Genomic DNA, 15,306 nt, shown 5'->3' with positions numbered 1-15,306 from the left:
GCGCTGTCAGACAACGTCCCGACCCCTGTAGGCTCGCATCTTAGGGGCAGGCCTGCGCCAACGCACGGTATTTACCACTGATCACAATTGCCAGGCCCCTCGGCCCTGCCAGCGATTCGGAATTCAGAGCATCTGGCGCAAGCTGGGCAAGGGCTGGATGGCTATCAAGCGTGCTTCTCAAACACCAGGGTGCGGTTGTTGGCCGGCATGGCGTGGTCATCGCGCAACAGCAGCCCCTGCTGCTGTGCCAGCGCCACCACGGCCTCCTGGTCGCGCAGGCCGCTGGCTGCATCGCGCGCGCGCAGGCTGGCATCGAAGGCACGGTTGCCGTCGCTGGTGTAACGCCCGCCATAGTTGAACGGCCCGTACACCGCCAGCACCCCGCCAGGTGGCAGTTGCTGCCCCACCAGCGCCAGCAGCTGCTGCACCTGCGGCCAGCCCATGATGTGCAAGGTGTTGCTGGTGAAGACAGCGTCGAAGGGGCCGTCATCCGTCTGTGGCCAGGCGGTGGCACCGCCGATCTCCAGCACCAGCGGTGCGCGCAGGTTGGGTGCGGGCTCTGCGGCATGCCAGGCCTGGATGCTGGCGTGGTGCTGGGGCAGATCGCTGGTCTGCCACACCAGGTGCGGCAGGCGCGGCGCACAGTACACGCTGTGCTGGCCGGTGCCGCTACCGATTTCCAGCACGTGGGTGCAGTCGGCAAACGCGTGCTGCAGCACGGCCAGGATCAGCGCCTGGTTGTTGGCGCAGGAGGGGGCGAAGACTTGGCTCATGCCGCGCATCTTGGCACGAAGCCTTTGGAATTGAACGCTTCAGGTGTTTTCAGCCTCTGGCGCTGACTGGACAAGCGCTGACAGCTCTTGTTTTTAAAGCCGTGACGGCACCCGGCAGGGCCCGGGGACTGCGCCCTGCGGCCGGGCTGCCGGCCACGCCGGGGACTGCCCGGCGCGCACTTCACTGCGCATAACGCGCCAGCCGCTGGGCCAGGGAGCCGGCATGCAGCTCGAACAGGTGGTTGTCGTAGTCATGGAAGTACAGCGACAGGCCCTCGCCTTCAACACGCGGGCGCGCCGGGCGGATCTCGGCGCCCAGGGCCTGCAAGGCGGCGGCGTAGGCGGGCACATCGGCCTCGGCCACCTCGAACGCCACATGGCGGTAGGAGCGCGCCGTCGGCTCGCCCTCCATGAAGGCCAGCCACACGCCGCCCAGCAGCAGGAACTTTTCGCGCGACAGTGAGAAGTTACGCCCCTGGCTGTCGTAAACCTCGGTCGCCCCCAGGCCCTCGACAAACAGGCGTGCCGTGCGCTCCACATCGCGCACGATGAACGTCAGATGGCTGATGCCCAGGACCGCCATGCGCGCCTCACTGCCCGGGGCCTTGGCGCGACTGCGCCAGGGCAATCGCCGCCTGGATCACCGCCCGCGCCTGGGGGCTGTTCTTCCAGCAGCTCGACCCCACGATCTCCGAAGCCTTGGCCGTGATGTCCAGGGCATTCGCCCTGCTCAGGTGGGCCAGGGTCTGAAAACCCATCTGTTCCAGCCGTGCCATCACCGTGGGCCCCACGCCCTTGACGGCCAGCAAGGCCCGGCGTTCTTCCAGCGAAAAAGGCATTCCTCTCCCTCTCAAAAAAAGTCACAGGGCCGGCCGCCCTTGCCGTGGCGGTGCCCCTGGCGCACGGCAGCCTCCATCCCATCTACATATCCCGCCATCTCCGGCCTGTGTTGCCCCCCTCAGGCGCGGCGTCCGAAGGCGGCCGCCTTGTCCAGCCACCGGGCTGTCCAGCTGGCTGGGGCATTGTGCACGCGGCCAATGCAGGTGATGCGTACGGGCCGGATACCGCAAAACTCCAGGATGGTGCGCCGCATCTGGTTGTTGCCGGGGTTGCGGTAGAAGAGCCGAAAGTACCACGGCGGGGTGTCCATGGTGGTCAGGACATGGGCCGACTTGCCCGTCAGGTACTTGTCCCACCACACGGAATTGGCCCGGTAATTGAACGCGAAACCCGGCAGCAGCACCCGGTCAAAAAAGCCTTTCAGCAAGGCCGGCATACCGCCCCACCAGGTGGGATAGATGAACACCAGATGGTCAGCCTCCTTCAGCGCCTGCTGGGCAGCCAGCAAATCGGGCTCCAGCGCCTGGATCTGCCGGTAACCCTCATGCAAGATGGGGTCGAACACCAGATCGCGCACATCGATGCGCTGGACGGCATGCCCGGCGTCGGTAGCGCCCTGGACATAGGCATCCGCCAGGCTGGCGCAAAAGCTCTGCGTGCCGGGGTGCCCCATGATGACAAGAATGCGTTTTTGCATGGACAGGTAAAGAGGACCAGGGACAGCCCCTGTGCGTGGCACACCGCGTCCCGCAGGAGTGCTGGCGGATGCGGATTCCAGCGCAGGCACTAGGCAGTGTGCCCGCCACGGCAACCCCCTCGCAACAGGGCTCCGGGGCGCGGTGCGGTCCTGGCCGGTGGCATCGAGCCTGGCCACGGTGCATGGCGACCCGTGCGGCCTGCATCATCGGCAAAACGCCCGTACAGCACAAGGCCCGCCCGCATGGCAACGCCAGGCACTGGCGCAGACACAGCACCCTGCCCCATCAGCGCCTGTGAGGGCTGTCAACGGCTCACACGGTCCGCGTCAGTGCTCGCTTTCGCTACGCAGGAGCGACCCCACTGTCTCTGCCGATGGTGATCGGCAGACGCTGCGGCGACCCGGTGACCGCCTGGCACAGACCTGCACCGCCGCCACATGCTCGACCCACACAGCCCCAGCACCCGCCCATGAAAAAACCGCCCGAAGGCGGTTCGTAGGGAGCAAGCCAAACAGGCTTACTTGGCCGCGGCCACTTCAATGCCCTTGAATTCGCCGGTCGCGATCTTTTCCTTCCAGATCGCGGGGCCGGTGATGTGGGCGCTGGTGCCGCCGGCATCCACGGCCACGGTCACGGGCATGTCGACCACGTCGAATTCATAGATAGCTTCCATGCCCAGGTCTTCAAAGCCGACCACCTTGGCCTGCTTGATGGCCTTGGACACCAGGTAGGCGGCGCCGCCCACAGCCATCAGGTAAGCGCTCTTGTGCTTCTTGATGGCCTCGATGGCGACGGGGCCACGCTCGGACTTGCCGATCATCGAGATCAGGCCGGTCTGCGACAGCATCATCTCGGTGAACTTGTCCATGCGGGTGGCGGTGGTGGGGCCGGCAGGGCCGACCACTTCGTCGCGCACGGGGTCCACGGGGCCGACGTAGTAGATCACGCGGTTGGTGAAGTCCACGGGCAGCTTTTCGCCCTTGGCCAGCATGTCCTGGATGCGCTTGTGGGCGGCATCGCGGCCGGTCAGCATCTTGCCGTTGAGCAGCAGGGTGTCACCGGGCTTCCAGCTGGCGACTTCTTCCTTGGTCAGGGTGTTCAGGTCCACGCGCTTGGACTTGTTGTAGTCGGGCGCCCAGTCGATCTTGGGCCAGCTGTCCAGCGAAGGCGCTTCCAGGTACACGGGGCCGGAGCCGTCCATCACGAAGTGGGCGTGGCGGGTGGCGGCGCAGTTGGGGATCATGGCCACGGGCTTGGAGGCCGCGTGCGTGGGGTACATGTTGATCTTGACGTCCAGCACCGTGGTCAGGCCGCCCAGGCCTTGGGCGCCAATGCCCAGGGCGTTGATCTTCTCGAACAGCTCCAGACGCAGCTTTTCCACGTCATCCAGCTCTGCACCGCTGGCAGCCTTTTGCTGCAGCTCGTACATGTTCAAGTCTTCCATCAGGCTTTCCTTGGCCAGCAAGACAGCCTTTTCCGCCGTGCCGCCAATGCCGATGCCCAGCATGCCAGGGGGACACCAGCCTGCGCCCATTTCAGGAACCGTCTTGAGCACCCAGTCCACAATGGAATCGCTGGGGTTCATCATGATCATCTTGGACTTGTTTTCCGAGCCGCCGCCCTTGGCCGCCACGGTCACGTCCACCTTGTCGCCGGGCACGATCTGCACATTGATCACGGCGGGGGTGTTGTCCTTGGTGTTCTTGCGCTTGAAGTGGGGGTCAGCCACCACGGACGCGCGCAGCGTGTTGTCGGGGTGGTTGTAGCCACGGCGCACGCCTTCGTTGATGGCGTCTTCCAGGCCCATGGTGAAGCCTTCCCACTTGACGTCCATACCCACCTTCAGGAACACGTTGACGATGCCGGTGTCCTGGCAGATGGGGCGCTGGCCGGTGGCACTCATCTTGGAGTTGGTCAGAATTTGTGCCATCGCATCCTTGGCCGCAGGGCTTTGCTCGCGCTCGTAGGCGCGGGCCAGATGCTGGATGAAATCCGGTGTGTGGTAGTAGCTGATGTACTGCAGGGCACCTGCGATCGAGTCGATCAGGTCCTGCTGGCGGATGGAGGTCGTCATCGTGAAGCTTCTCTGTTGTGGGTGCGCAGGGGCTGCGCGCGGAAAACCTGCTGATTATCCCCGCTAAGCCCGCAGCCGGTGGGCCAAAGCCGACAAGTCTTATAGAGGACTTGGGGCGCGCCGCAGCTTACTGCAAGCCGCTGTCCGGGCGCTGACCACGGGGTTCTGCAGATTCTCAAAAACCATAGCTGCCTGCGCGCTTGCAGATTGCGCAAAAGGCCAATTTGACTCTAAATTCACAACCCGCCGTCCACCGCAGTGGCCGCGCAGCATCCCGCAGCAAGGCACGCCAATGAGAATGGCTTTCATTGACTGGGTTAGCATGGTGGCCTGCTTTGAGGCTGGCTGCGCGCGCATGCCAGCGTGTTGTGCGGCCCCCGTAGCCAGATCGCCTCCAGCCAGCTGCGCCGCCTTGTTGATCTTCAAGGAGCCCCCCCATGACCAGCCCTTCCCACCCCAGCCCGGCCACCCGCCTGGAAAAAGACACCTTCGGCCCGATTGCCGTGCCGGCCGACAAACTCTGGGGCGCCCAGACCCAGCGTTCGCTGCAGAACTTCGACATCAGCGGCGAACAGCAGCCGCGCGAAATCATTGCCGCCCTGGCCCAGGTGAAAAAGGCATCGGCCACGGTGAACTGCACCCTGGGCCTGCTGGATGCCAAGAAGTCCCAGGCCATCAACGCCGCGGCCGATGAGGTGCTGGCCGGCCAGCACCCGGGCGAATTCCCGCTGGTGGTGTGGCAGACCGGTTCGGGCACCCAGACCAATATGAACGTCAACGAGGTGCTGGCCAACCGCGCCAGCGAACTGCTGGGAGGCGAGCGTGGCGAGGCGCGCCTGGTGCACCCGAACGACGACGTGAACAAAAGCCAGTCCAGCAACGACGTCTACCCCACGGCCATGCATGTGGCAGCGGTCACTGCCTTCGAGCAGAAGCTGCTGCCCGCGATGGCCCAGCTGCGCACCACCTTGCAGGCCAAGAGCGAGGCGTTGGCCGACATCGTGAAGATCGGCCGCACCCACCTGCAGGATGCGACGCCGCTGACGCTGGGCCAGGAAATCTCCGGTTGGGTGGCCCAATTGGCCCACGGTGAAAAGCATGTGCGTGCCGCCCTGCCCCATCTGTATGAGCTGGCCCTGGGCGGCACCGCCGTGGGCACGGGCCTGAATGCGCCCAAGGGTTACGCCGAGGGGGTGGCAGCCGAGCTGGCCCGGCTGACCGGCTACCCCTTCGTCACCTCGCCCAACAAGTTCGAATCACTGGCCAGCTGCGACGGGCTGGTGCACGCCCACGGCGCGCTCAAGACCCTGGCCGCCAGCCTGATGAAGATTGCCAACGATGTGCGCTGGCTGGCCAGCGGCCCACGCAGCGGCCTGGGCGAGCTGTCGATCCCCGAGAACGAACCGGGCTCGTCCATCATGCCGGGCAAGGTCAACCCCACCCAGTCCGAAGCCATGACCATGCTGTGCGCCCAGGTGTTTGGCAACGACGTGGCCATCAACTTTGGCGGCGCCAGCGGCAACTTCGAGCTGAACGTGTTCCGCCCGCTGGTGGCGCACAACTTCCTGCAGAGCGTGCGCCTGCTGGCCGATGGCATGGTCAGCTTCAACGACCACTGCGCCGTGGGCATTGAGCCCAACCGCGAACGCATTGCCGAGCTGGTCGGCCGCTCGCTGATGCTGGTGACCGCGCTCAATACCCACATCGGCTACGACAAGGCAGCCTACATCGCCAAGAAGGCGCACAAGGAGGGCACCAGCCTGCGCGATGCCGCGATTGCCAGCGGCCATATGACGGCCGCGCAGTTCGACCAGTGGGTGGTGCCGGAGCACATGGTCGGCAACCTCTGAGCACCGGGCCCACGCCCTCAAGCAAAAGGCAGCCTGCAGGCTGCCTTTTCGATGGCCGGATTCCGGCGTTCTGGCTCACTCGGGCAAATTGCCCAAAGGCCGGCCCAGGTACTTTTGCGAGATGGCGTTCAGGCTGCCATCGGCCTTGGCGGTGCGCAGGATGATGTTCACTTGGTCCAGCAGCTCCTTGTTGCCCTTGGCCACGCCGATGAAGCACGGCACATCGGTCAGCAGCAGCTTGTATTCGGTGTCCAGCTTGGGGTTGCGCTGCATGGTCAGCCCGGCCACGGCGGCACTGTGGGCCAGCACCTGGCTTTGCCCGGTGACGAAGGACGCGATCGTGGCCGTATCGTCCTCGAAACGCTTGATCTGCGTGCCGGCCGGCGCCAGCTTGGTCAGCGCATCGTCCTGCAGCGAGCCACGTGTCACGGCCACGCTCTTGCCGGCCAGATCGCTGAACTGGTGGATGGTCAGCCCCTTGGCGGCATAGATGCCGGAGAAGAACGGCGCATAGGAGATGCTGAAGTCCACGACCTTCTCGCGCTCGGGGTTCTTGCCCATGGAGGAGATGATCAGGTCCACCTTGCCGGCCTGCAGCGCCGGGATGCGGGCCGGCGATGTCACCGTGACGATGTTGAGCTTGACGCCCATCTGCTTGGCGATCAGCTCGGCCGTGGCCACGTCCGAGCCCTGGGGCTTGAGGCTGGCATCGATGAAACCATAGGGCGGGTAGTCGGTCTGGATGCCGACGTTGAGGGTCTTGCGCGCCTGGATCTCGGACAGAGGGGCCGCATGCGCGGCCGTGGCGAGGGCGCCCAAGCCCCAGGCGGCCATGGTGATCAAGGTGATGCGGCGAGACGGGGAAAAATGCATGACAGGCTCCGGAGGTGAAACAGCGGCCCGGCGCTGCACGCTGGTGCAGCCGCACGGGACAGGCCCCCTCCATGCACAGACCATGCCTGCGCGCGCGGCCGTGCGCCCCACACCGGCACGGGCGGGGCATAAAAAAAACCGCTGCGGCTTGCGCCCAGCGGTTTTTGCATGGCATGACAGCGCCGATCAGGTCGCCTTCAAGGCATCGCCCAGCTGCGCCACCACGCGCGTCCAATGGTTGATTTCTTGGTCGATGAATTGCGCATACGCCTTTTGGCTGTGGCTGCTGGCGATATCCACAACCAGGCCCTGCAGCTGCTTGACCACCTGCGGCTGCTGCAACGCCGTGTGCAGGTGCGCGTGCCAGGCGCTGGCAATCGGCTGCGCAACATTGGCGGACGCAAACAACCCAAACCAGCCTTCGTTGCTGACCTGCTGCAGCCCCACCTCGCGCAGCGTGGGCAGCTGCGGGTAATAGCTGCTGCGTGCCGCAGAGGCGACGGCCAGTGGCACCAGCTTCTTGGCTTCAATGAACGAACCAATCGCTCCGGCCGTCACGAACATGGCATCCACGCGGCCGCCAGCCAAATCCTGCAAGGCAAAGGGACTGCCGCGGTAAGGCACGTGCAAGCCCTTCACCTGCACCGCGTCTACCAGCAAATGGCCCAAGAGGTGGGCACCGGAGCCAAGGCCTGTGGAGGCATAGCTGAATGTGCCCTTGCGTTTCCACTGCTCCAGCGCTGCTTGCAAACTGGTGGGACCACCCGCAGGCACCAGGAGGACCGAGGCCGTATTGCCGATTTGCCCAATCGGCGTAAAGCCCTTGCGGGGGTCATAGGGCTGGGGCGTTTGCATCAGCGGTGACAGCACATTCGTCCCGATGTGGCCCAGCAGCAGCGTGTGGCCATCGTTCTTGGCCACGGACACGAACTTGGAGCCAATCGTGCCGCCCGCGCCGGGCTTGTTTTCCACGATCACTTCCCGGTCCAGCTGCGCGCTGAATGCCTGTGCCAGCACACGTGCCACGCCATCGGTGGCCCCACCTGCAGGCCCGCCCACCACGATGGTGACATGCTTGCCATCCACCAGAAAGTCTTTGGCGGGTACGGGGGGAGCATTCTGCGCCCCGAGCCAGGGGGCTGCCGTACCGGCCGTGAGAGCCGCCGACCATTGCAGCCATTGGCGGCGATTGAACGTGGAAATTTCGGAATGCGACATGGGAAATGGACTTTCAAAGGTGCTGCCTGCACCAGGGCGCAGGCAGCCAGCGCCGGCCGCTGCGGCCCGCGTTGCTGCATCAGGGATGGGGATGGAATGAACAGCGCGCGGGCTTATTCGCTGACCTGGGTGCGCTGCATGTAGCGCCGCGCACTGGGGTCAAAGGCATCGCGGCGGTGCAAGGTCACCCGGTTGTCCCAGGCCACCAGGTCACCGACCTGCCACTGCTGTACCCATGCAAACTGCGGCTGTGTGGCGTGTGCCCACAGCGCGTTGAGCAGGGCTTCACTTTCTGACAGAGCAAGCCCGCGGACATAAGCACCACGGCGACGCCCCAAATACAGGCTGTACTTGCCGGTTTCGGGGTTCAGGCGCGCCAGCGGGTGCACGGCGCCCACGGTCTCACGTGGGTCGGTGCTGTCCTTGAAACCCAGGCGCAACTGGCCAGCGCTGTTGCGGCTGGCATCGTGCACGCATGCATGCTGCACAGCCTGCGCCTTGAGGTCGGGGGGCAGCGTGTCAAACGCCGCATACATGTTGGCGAAATAGGTGTTACCGCCTTCTGCCGGAATTTCACGCGCCAGCAACAACGCGGCCTTGGGAGGCACGGGCTGGTAGGTCATGTCCGCGTGCCAGACCGACTCGCCATCGCCCAGGCCGCCCAAGGCCTTGCCGTCTTGCACGACGTTGGAGATCACCACGATCTCGCGCGGCAGTGCCTCGGTGCTGCCATGCAGGGGCTGCGCACCGATGGGGCGCTGGTCCAGCTGGCCAAAGTAGGCAGAAAAACGGATGTGATCCTGCACCGTCAGCTGCTGCTGCCCGCGAAAGCGGAGCACCAGATGCCGGTTCCACGCCTGCTGCAGGGCGTGGACGGTAGCGGGGTGCAGAGGCTGGCGCAGATCCAGCCCCACGATGTCGGCACCCAAAGCGGCGCCCGTTGGTTTCACTTCAAAGGCTTGGGGTTCGGCCGCGATCGGGACGGAGGCCACCGCAGTGGCAAGGGATGAGGCAGTCATGGCAAACAGCTGGTGAATCAGTGAATGCCGTCATGCTAGAAATTTGCGCGCCCTCGGGGAACGAAGTTTTCTACGCATCGATATGCGTTTTTTGAAGCAAGCCCTGGCATGCGCTGCCTCGACAGGCCTAAAAAAAACCGCTGCGGCTTGCGCCCAGCGGTGGGTAGGAGGTCGAGGCGGTGGTCCTGAGATTGGTCGCCCAGTGACCCGGCAGGCTCAGACCTGCTTGCGGTAGCGGTACAGGCTGCGCCAGGCCAGCCAGGCACAGCCGCCATGCAGCAGCAGTAAGCTCAGCATCTGGAGCCGCGGCAGCCATGCGTGTGCACGTGCCAGCCACTGCGGCAGGACGCCGTAGTGCAGCAACACTGCCGTCACCAAACCGCCGAGCACATAAATCAGCAGAGCGCCCTGCGCCCATGCTTCCTCGGTTTCCGCATGTTTTCGCCTGGAAAGTGCCAGCAGACCTACGCAAGCCGCTATGGAAATCCAGGTCTGCACCAGGCTGAGCGACTGCAGCTGCGCGGTGATGCGGTGCCAGTTCGGCTCGGTGGCGAAGAGCCCGATCACCGCCAGCATGCTGCCAGCGACCGTGCCCAGCCACAGGCATGCCAGCCACCAGGGCGTGCGTGCTGCCGCTGCGTGGCTGTGGCCGCCCATCATCCGCTCAGATGTACTTGACCGCGACGATTTCGTAGCGGCGCTCGCCGCCCGGGGCCTGCACCACGGCCGTGTCGCCCTCTTCCTTGCCGATCAGCGCGCGCGCGATAGGGCTGGAGATGTTGATCAGGCCCAGCTTGATGTCGGCCTCGTCCTCACCCACGATCTGGTAGGTCACGGCGGCGCCGCTGTCTTCGTCCTCCAGCTCCACCGTGGTGCCGAACACCACGCGGCCGCCGGCATCCAGCGACGAGGGGTCAATGACCTGGGCTGCGGACAGCTTGCCCTCGACTTCCATGATGCGGCCTTCGATGAAGCCCTGGCGGTCCTTGGCGGACTCGTACTCGGCGTTTTCGCTCAGGTCACCCTGGGCGCGCGCTTCGGCGATCGCCTGGATGATGTTGGGACGCTCGACGGTCTTGAGACGGTGCAGCTCTTCCTTGAGCTTTTCTGCACCACGCTTGGTAATTGGAATGGTTGCCATGTCTAGTTTCTCCACATACGGCTGGGCGTACACGCGCACATCGGCACAGTCGCGCCACAGGGGCATGTCCAGAGTGCCACATCGACGTGGCTGTATGGATAGGACGCCCCAAAAGCAAACCGCCGCGCAGTGTGCCGCGCGGCGGTGTTCCTAGGTCAGGGGCTCATTATGCCGCGTTTGCAGCGGCATGCCCTCAGTAAAACCCGACGTCTTGTGACTTAGTGCGTCAGCAGGGCGTGCAGCTCCTGCACGGAATGCACGTCCAGGTTGCCACGCATGGCCTTCATGCCTTCCACGGCCGCTTCCGCGCCGAAGATGGTGGTGAAGGTGGTCACACGGGCCAGCAGCGCGCTGGTACGGATCTGGCGCGAGTCGGCGATGGCGTTGCGGCGCTCCTCCACCGTGTTGATGACCAGGGCGATTTCGCCGTTCTTGATCATGTCCACGATGTGGGGGCGACCTTCGGCCACCTTGTTGACGGTCTGCACCTCCACGCCGGCTTCGGCAATCGCCGCCGCGGTACCGCGGGTGGCGCACAGGGTGTAGCCCATGGCCGCCAGTTCCTTGGCCACGGCCACGGCACGGGCCTTGTCGTTGTTCTTCACCGACAGGAAGACCTTGCCTTCGGCAGGCAGGTGCACGCCGGCACCCATCTGGCTCTTCACAAAGGCTTCGCCAAAGGTCTTGCCCACGCCCATGACTTCACCGGTGGACTTCATCTCTGGGCCGAGGATGGTGTCCACACCGGGGAACTTCACGAACGGGAACACGGCTTCCTTGACGCTGAAGTAAGGCGGCGTGATTTCCTTGGTCACGCCCTGGCTAGCCAGGGTCTGGCCGGCCATGCAGCGCGCCGCCACCTTGGCCAGTTGCACGCCCGTGGCCTTGGAGACGAAAGGCACGGTGCGCGAAGCGCGGGGGTTCACTTCCAGCACGTAGATCACGTCCTGGCCGTCCGCTTCCTTGATGGCGAACTGCACGTTCATCAGGCCCACCACATGCAGGCCTTCGGCCATGGCTGCGGTCTGACGCTTGATTTCAGCGACGGTTTCGGCCTTCAGGTAGTAAGGGGGCAGCGAGCAGGCGGAGTCACCGGAGTGAACGCCGGCTTGCTCGATGTGCTCCATCACGCCGCCGATGTACACGGCGCCGGTCTTGTCACGCACGCAGTCCACATCGCACTCGATGGCGTTGGACAGGAAGTGGTCCAGCAGCACGGGAGAGTCGTTGGAGACCTTCACGGCTTCGCGCATGTAGCGCTCGAGGTCGCGCTGCTCGTGCACGATTTCCATGGCACGGCCGCCCAGCACATAGGAAGGGCGCACCACCAGGGGGTAACCCAGGCCAGCAGCCTTTTCCAGGGCTTCGGCTTCGGTACGCGCAGTGGCGTTGGGAGGCTGGCGCAGGCCCAGTTCGTTGAGCAGCTTCTGGAAGCGCTCGCGGTCTTCGGCGGCATCGATCATGTCGGGCGTGGTGCCGATGATCTTCACGCCTTCGCGCTCCAGGCCCAGGGCCAGCTTCAGAGGCGTCTGGCCGCCGTACTGCACGATCACGCCTTCAGGCTGCTCCACATCCACGATTTCCAGCACGTCTTCCAGCGTCAGGGGCTCGAAGTACAGGCGGTCGGACGTGTCGTAGTCGGTGGACACGGTCTCGGGGTTGCAGTTGACCATGATGGTTTCGTAACCATCTTCGCGCATGGCCATGGCGGCGTGCACGCAGCAGTAGTCGAACTCAATGCCCTGGCCGATGCGGTTCGGGCCACCGCCCAGCACCATGATCTTCTTCTTGTCCGTGGGTGCGGCTTCGCACTCCTCGTCGTACGTGGAGTACATGTACGCCGTGTTGGAGGCGAATTCGGCCGCGCAGGTGTCCACGCGCTTGAACACGGGGCGCACCTTCAACGCCTTGCGCGCTTCGCGCACGGCCTTGTCGGTGGTGTGCAGCAGCTTGGCCAGGCGGCGGTCGGAGAAGCCTTTTTGCTTCAGCGTGCGCAGCGTGGCGGCGTCCAGCAGGGACAGGGCCCTGTCGCCATGGGCTTCGAAGTGCTGGTCCAGGTCCAGCTCGATCTTGACGATCTCTTCGATCTGCACCAGGAACCACTTGTCGATCTTGGTGATGGCGTGCACTTCGTCCAGCGACCAACCGGCCGCGAACGCGTCACCCACATACCAGATGCGGTCAGGACCGGGCTCGCCCAGTTCCTTTTCCAGGATTTCGCGGTCCTGGGTCTTTTCATTCATGCCGTCCACGCCCACTTCCAGACCGCGCAGGGCCTTCTGGAAGGATTCCTGGAAGGTGCGGCCGATGGCCATCACTTCGCCCACGGACTTCATCTGCGTAGTCAGGCGGTTGTCGGCCGTGGGGAACTTCTCGAACGCGAAACGTGGGATCTTGGTGACCACGTAGTCGATGGTGGGCTCGAACGACGCGGGGGTGGCACCGCCCGTGATTTCGTTCTTCAGCTCGTCCAGCGTGAAGCCGACGGCCAGCTTGGCAGCGATCTTGGCAATCGGGAAGCCCGTGGCCTTGGAGGCCAGCGCCGAGGAACGCGAGACGCGGGGGTTCATCTCGATGACGATCATGCGACCGTCCTTGGGATTCACCGAGAACTGCACGTTGGAACCGCCCGTGTCCACACCGATCTCACGCAGCACCGCCAGCGAGGCGTTGCGCATGATCTGGTATTCCTTGTCCGTCAGCGTCTGGGCGGGTGCTACGGTGATGGAGTCACCGGTGTGTACGCCCATGGGGTCCAGGTTCTCGATGGAGCAGACGATGATGCAGTTGTCCGCGGTGTCGCGCACCACTTCCATCTCGTACTCTTTCCAGCCCAACAGCGATTCTTCGATCAGCAGCTCATTGGTGGGAGAGGCTTCCAGGCCGCGCTTGCAGATGGTCTCGAACTCTTCCGAGTTGTAGGCAATGCCGCCGCCGGTGCCGCCCAGCGTGAAGCTGGGGCGGATCACGGTGGGGAAGCCGACGCGCTTTTGCACTTCCCAGGCCTCGTCCATGGAGTGGGCGATGCCGGAGCGCGCGGAGCCCAGACCGATCTTGGTCATGGCGTCCTTGAACTTCAGGCGGTCTTCGGCCTTGTCGATGGCTTCGGGCTTGGCGCCGATCAGCTCCACCTGGTACTTGTCCAGCACGCCGTGCTTCCACAGGTCCAGGGCGCAGTTCAGCGCTGTCTGGCCGCCCATGGTGGGCAGGATGGCGTCGGGGCGTTCCTTGGCGATGATCTTCTCGACCGTCTGCCAGGTGATGGGCTCGATGTAGGTGACGTCCGCCGTGGCAGGGTCGGTCATGATCGTGGCGGGGTTGCTGTTGATCAGGATGACCTTGTACCCCTCTTCGCGCAGCGCTTTGCAGGCCTGCACGCCGGAGTAGTCGAATTCACAGGCCTGGCCGATCACGATGGGACCGGCGCCGATGATCAGAATGCTTTTGAGGTCGGTGCGCTTAGGCATTGTTGTGGCTCTCCATCAGCGCGGTGAAGCGGTCGAACAGGTAGGCGATATCGTGGGGACCGGGCGAAGCCTCGGGGTGGCCCTGGAAACAGAAGGCGGGCACATCGGTGCGCTCCAGGCCCTGCAGCGTGCCGTCAAACAGGCTGACGTGCGTGGCGCGCAGGTTGGCCGGCAGGGTTTCCAGCTCCACCGCAAAACCGTGGTTCTGGCTGGTGATGCTGACGCGACCCGTATCCAGGTCCTTCACGGGGTGGTTGGCACCGTGGTGGCTGTTTTGCATCTTGAAGGTCTGGGCGCCGGAGGCCAGGGCCATGATCTGGTGGCCCAGACAGATGCCGAACAAGGGCTTCTTGGCGGCCATGATCTCTTGCGCCGCAGCGATGGCGTAGTCGCAAGGTGCTGGGTCGCCAGGGCCGTTGGATAGGAACACGCCATCGGGGTTCAGTGCCAGCACGTCCTTGGCGGGCGTCTGGGCCGGCACCACGGTCAGCTTGCAGCCACGCTCGGCCAGCATGCGCAGGATGTTCTTCTTGACGCCAAAGTCGTAGGCCACGACGTGGAACTTGGGGTTCTCGAGCTGGCCATAGCCCTCGCCCAGCTTCCACTCGGTTTCCGACCAGTCGTAGGCCGCTGCCGTCGTCACTTCCTTGGCCAGATCCAGGCCCTTCATCGCGGGAGCGGCCTTGGCGGCGGCCAGGGCTTCGTCGATGCGCGCCTGGGTGACCGCTTCGCCTGCGGCCAGGCCCAGGATGGCACCGTTCTGTGCGCCCTTGTCACGCAGCAGGCGGGTCAGCTTGCGGGTGTCGATGTTGGCAATCGCCACGGTCTGGTTGCGCACCAGGTATTGCGACAGGGTCTCGCCCATGCGGAAGTTGCTGGCCAGCAGGGGCAGGTTCTTGATGATCAAACCTGCGGCATGGACTTGGTCAGCTTCGATGTCCTCGACATTGACGCCATAGTTGCCAATGTGGGGATAGGTGAGCGTGACGATCTGTTGGCAGTAGCTGGGGTCGGTGAGGATTTCTTGGTAGCCCGTGATGGCAGTGTTGAACACCACCTCACCCACTGTGGTGCCTTGCGCACCAATCGAATTGCCAACAAAGACCGTGCCGTCTGCGAGCGCCAGGATGGCGGATGGGAAGCTTCCCTGAAGAGACAAAAGCACTGGATTCTCCGGTTCTAAGTACGGTTACGCCCAGCGCGCGCCACCCGACCTAGCGTCGTGCGGCATGTTGCTTATCTACAGTGATGACGAGGAAAGCGTCGCTAGGCGTATGGAAAGAATGCTGAAAAGCCTCTCATTATAGCCACTTCCTTTCACAGCATTCTGACCACGCCAGGGATTCCCCTCTC

13 protein-coding genes are annotated in these 15,306 nt (G+C 64.3%); 1 reads left to right on the top strand and 12 read right to left on the bottom strand.

Annotated features, from left to right (window positions below):
• Positions 1-164: 164 nt before the first annotated feature.
• From KAQ61_RS04075 to KAQ61_RS04055, 5 genes are all read right to left on the bottom strand, one after another.
• Positions 165-773 carry a DUF938 domain-containing protein gene (locus KAQ61_RS04075; RefSeq protein ID WP_210930582.1) on the bottom strand — a complete coding sequence of 203 codons (609 nt, stop codon included), beginning with the start codon at positions 771-773 and terminating at the stop codon, positions 165-167.
• Between the two features lie 181 nt (positions 774-954).
• Positions 955-1,356, bottom strand: coding sequence for a FosX/FosE/FosI family fosfomycin resistance hydrolase (gene fosX / locus KAQ61_RS04070; RefSeq protein WP_210930581.1), 402 nt, complete (start codon positions 1,354-1,356; stop codon positions 955-957).
• A gap of 7 nt (positions 1,357-1,363) precedes the next feature.
• On the bottom strand, positions 1,364-1,612 hold the full coding sequence (locus tag KAQ61_RS04065; protein WP_210930580.1) for a helix-hairpin-helix domain-containing protein: 249 nt from the start codon (positions 1,610-1,612) through the stop codon (positions 1,364-1,366).
• A 119-nt stretch (positions 1,613-1,731) separates the two neighbouring features.
• Positions 1,732-2,310 carry an NAD(P)H-dependent oxidoreductase gene (locus KAQ61_RS04060; RefSeq protein ID WP_210930579.1) on the bottom strand — a complete coding sequence of 193 codons (579 nt, stop codon included), beginning with the start codon at positions 2,308-2,310 and terminating at the stop codon, positions 1,732-1,734.
• Positions 2,311-2,828: 518 nt separating this feature from the next.
• Entirely contained in the window at positions 2,829-4,385 is a 1,557-nt protein-coding gene (locus KAQ61_RS04055) for a fumarate hydratase (RefSeq protein WP_042412171.1), read from the bottom strand.
• 437 nt (positions 4,386-4,822) lie between these two features.
• On the opposite strand from KAQ61_RS04055, the gene fumC reads away from it, so the two are divergent.
• The gene (gene fumC / locus KAQ61_RS04050) at positions 4,823-6,235 is read left to right on the top strand and encodes a class II fumarate hydratase (protein WP_210930578.1); all 1,413 of its coding nucleotides are present in this window, start codon (positions 4,823-4,825) and stop codon (positions 6,233-6,235) included.
• A 75-nt stretch (positions 6,236-6,310) separates the two neighbouring features.
• Here the strand turns inward: fumC and KAQ61_RS04045 are convergent, their stop codons facing one another.
• The 7 genes from KAQ61_RS04045 to carA all read right to left on the bottom strand — a co-directional run bounded on the left by KAQ61_RS04045 (position 6,311) and on the right by carA (position 15,118).
• The gene (locus tag KAQ61_RS04045) at positions 6,311-7,108 is read right to left on the bottom strand and encodes a transporter substrate-binding domain-containing protein (RefSeq protein WP_210930577.1); all 798 of its coding nucleotides are present in this window, start codon (positions 7,106-7,108) and stop codon (positions 6,311-6,313) included.
• 186 nt (positions 7,109-7,294) lie between these two features.
• Positions 7,295-8,326, bottom strand: a complete 1,032-nt coding sequence (locus KAQ61_RS04040; protein WP_210930576.1) for a Bug family tripartite tricarboxylate transporter substrate binding protein — start codon at positions 8,324-8,326, stop codon at positions 7,295-7,297.
• A gap of 113 nt (positions 8,327-8,439) precedes the next feature.
• Positions 8,440-9,345, bottom strand: a complete 906-nt coding sequence (locus KAQ61_RS04035) for a TauD/TfdA dioxygenase family protein (protein WP_210930575.1) — start codon at positions 9,343-9,345, stop codon at positions 8,440-8,442.
• A 216-nt stretch (positions 9,346-9,561) separates the two neighbouring features.
• The gene (locus KAQ61_RS04030) at positions 9,562-9,921 is read right to left on the bottom strand and encodes a DUF4149 domain-containing protein (protein WP_210930574.1); all 360 of its coding nucleotides are present in this window, start codon (positions 9,919-9,921) and stop codon (positions 9,562-9,564) included.
• A gap of 88 nt (positions 9,922-10,009) precedes the next feature.
• Positions 10,010-10,486, bottom strand: coding sequence for a transcription elongation factor GreA (greA, locus tag KAQ61_RS04025; RefSeq protein ID WP_042412503.1), 477 nt, complete (start codon positions 10,484-10,486; stop codon positions 10,010-10,012).
• Between the two features lie 218 nt (positions 10,487-10,704).
• The gene (gene carB, locus KAQ61_RS04020; RefSeq protein ID WP_210930573.1) at positions 10,705-13,953 is read right to left on the bottom strand and encodes a carbamoyl-phosphate synthase large subunit; all 3,249 of its coding nucleotides are present in this window, start codon (positions 13,951-13,953) and stop codon (positions 10,705-10,707) included.
• A complete protein-coding gene (carA, locus tag KAQ61_RS04015) occupies positions 13,946-15,118 on the bottom strand; it encodes a glutamine-hydrolyzing carbamoyl-phosphate synthase small subunit (RefSeq protein ID WP_210930572.1) in 1,173 nt (390 codons plus the stop codon). Before carA ends, carB begins: the two co-directional genes overlap by 8 nt.
• Positions 15,119-15,306 lie beyond the last annotated feature (188 nt).

The sequence above is a fragment of the Comamonas aquatica genome, from assembly GCF_018064205.1.
Classification (GTDB): Bacteria; Pseudomonadota; Gammaproteobacteria; order Burkholderiales; family Burkholderiaceae_C; genus Comamonas; species Comamonas aquatica.
Note: the sequence above shows the minus strand (reverse complement) of the source record. Positions and strands in the feature narration are given on the sequence as shown.

Excerpts from the sequence above, each read along its gene's own strand:
- KAQ61_RS04075 (WP_210930582.1), bottom strand. The coding sequence starts at position 773 with ATGAGCCAAGTCTTCGCCCCCTCCTGCGCCAACAACCAGGCGCTGATC.
- fosX (WP_210930581.1), bottom strand. The coding sequence starts at position 1,356 with ATGGCGGTCCTGGGCATCAGCCATCTGACGTTCATCGTGCGCGATGTG.
- KAQ61_RS04065 (WP_210930580.1), bottom strand. The coding sequence starts at position 1,612 with ATGCCTTTTTCGCTGGAAGAACGCCGGGCCTTGCTGGCCGTCAAGGGC.
- KAQ61_RS04060 (WP_210930579.1), bottom strand. The coding sequence starts at position 2,310 with ATGCAAAAACGCATTCTTGTCATCATGGGGCACCCCGGCACGCAGAGC.
- KAQ61_RS04055 (WP_042412171.1), bottom strand. The coding sequence starts at position 4,385 with ATGACGACCTCCATCCGCCAGCAGGACCTGATCGACTCGATCGCAGGT.
- fumC (WP_210930578.1), top strand. The coding sequence starts at position 4,823 with ATGACCAGCCCTTCCCACCCCAGCCCGGCCACCCGCCTGGAAAAAGAC.
- KAQ61_RS04045 (WP_210930577.1), bottom strand. The coding sequence starts at position 7,108 with ATGCATTTTTCCCCGTCTCGCCGCATCACCTTGATCACCATGGCCGCC.
- KAQ61_RS04040 (WP_210930576.1), bottom strand. The coding sequence starts at position 8,326 with ATGTCGCATTCCGAAATTTCCACGTTCAATCGCCGCCAATGGCTGCAA.
- KAQ61_RS04035 (WP_210930575.1), bottom strand. The coding sequence starts at position 9,345 with ATGACTGCCTCATCCCTTGCCACTGCGGTGGCCTCCGTCCCGATCGCG.
- KAQ61_RS04030 (WP_210930574.1), bottom strand. The coding sequence starts at position 9,921 with ATGCTGGCGGTGATCGGGCTCTTCGCCACCGAGCCGAACTGGCACCGC.
- greA (WP_042412503.1), bottom strand. The coding sequence starts at position 10,486 with ATGGCAACCATTCCAATTACCAAGCGTGGTGCAGAAAAGCTCAAGGAA.
- carB (WP_210930573.1), bottom strand. The coding sequence starts at position 13,953 with ATGCCTAAGCGCACCGACCTCAAAAGCATTCTGATCATCGGCGCCGGT.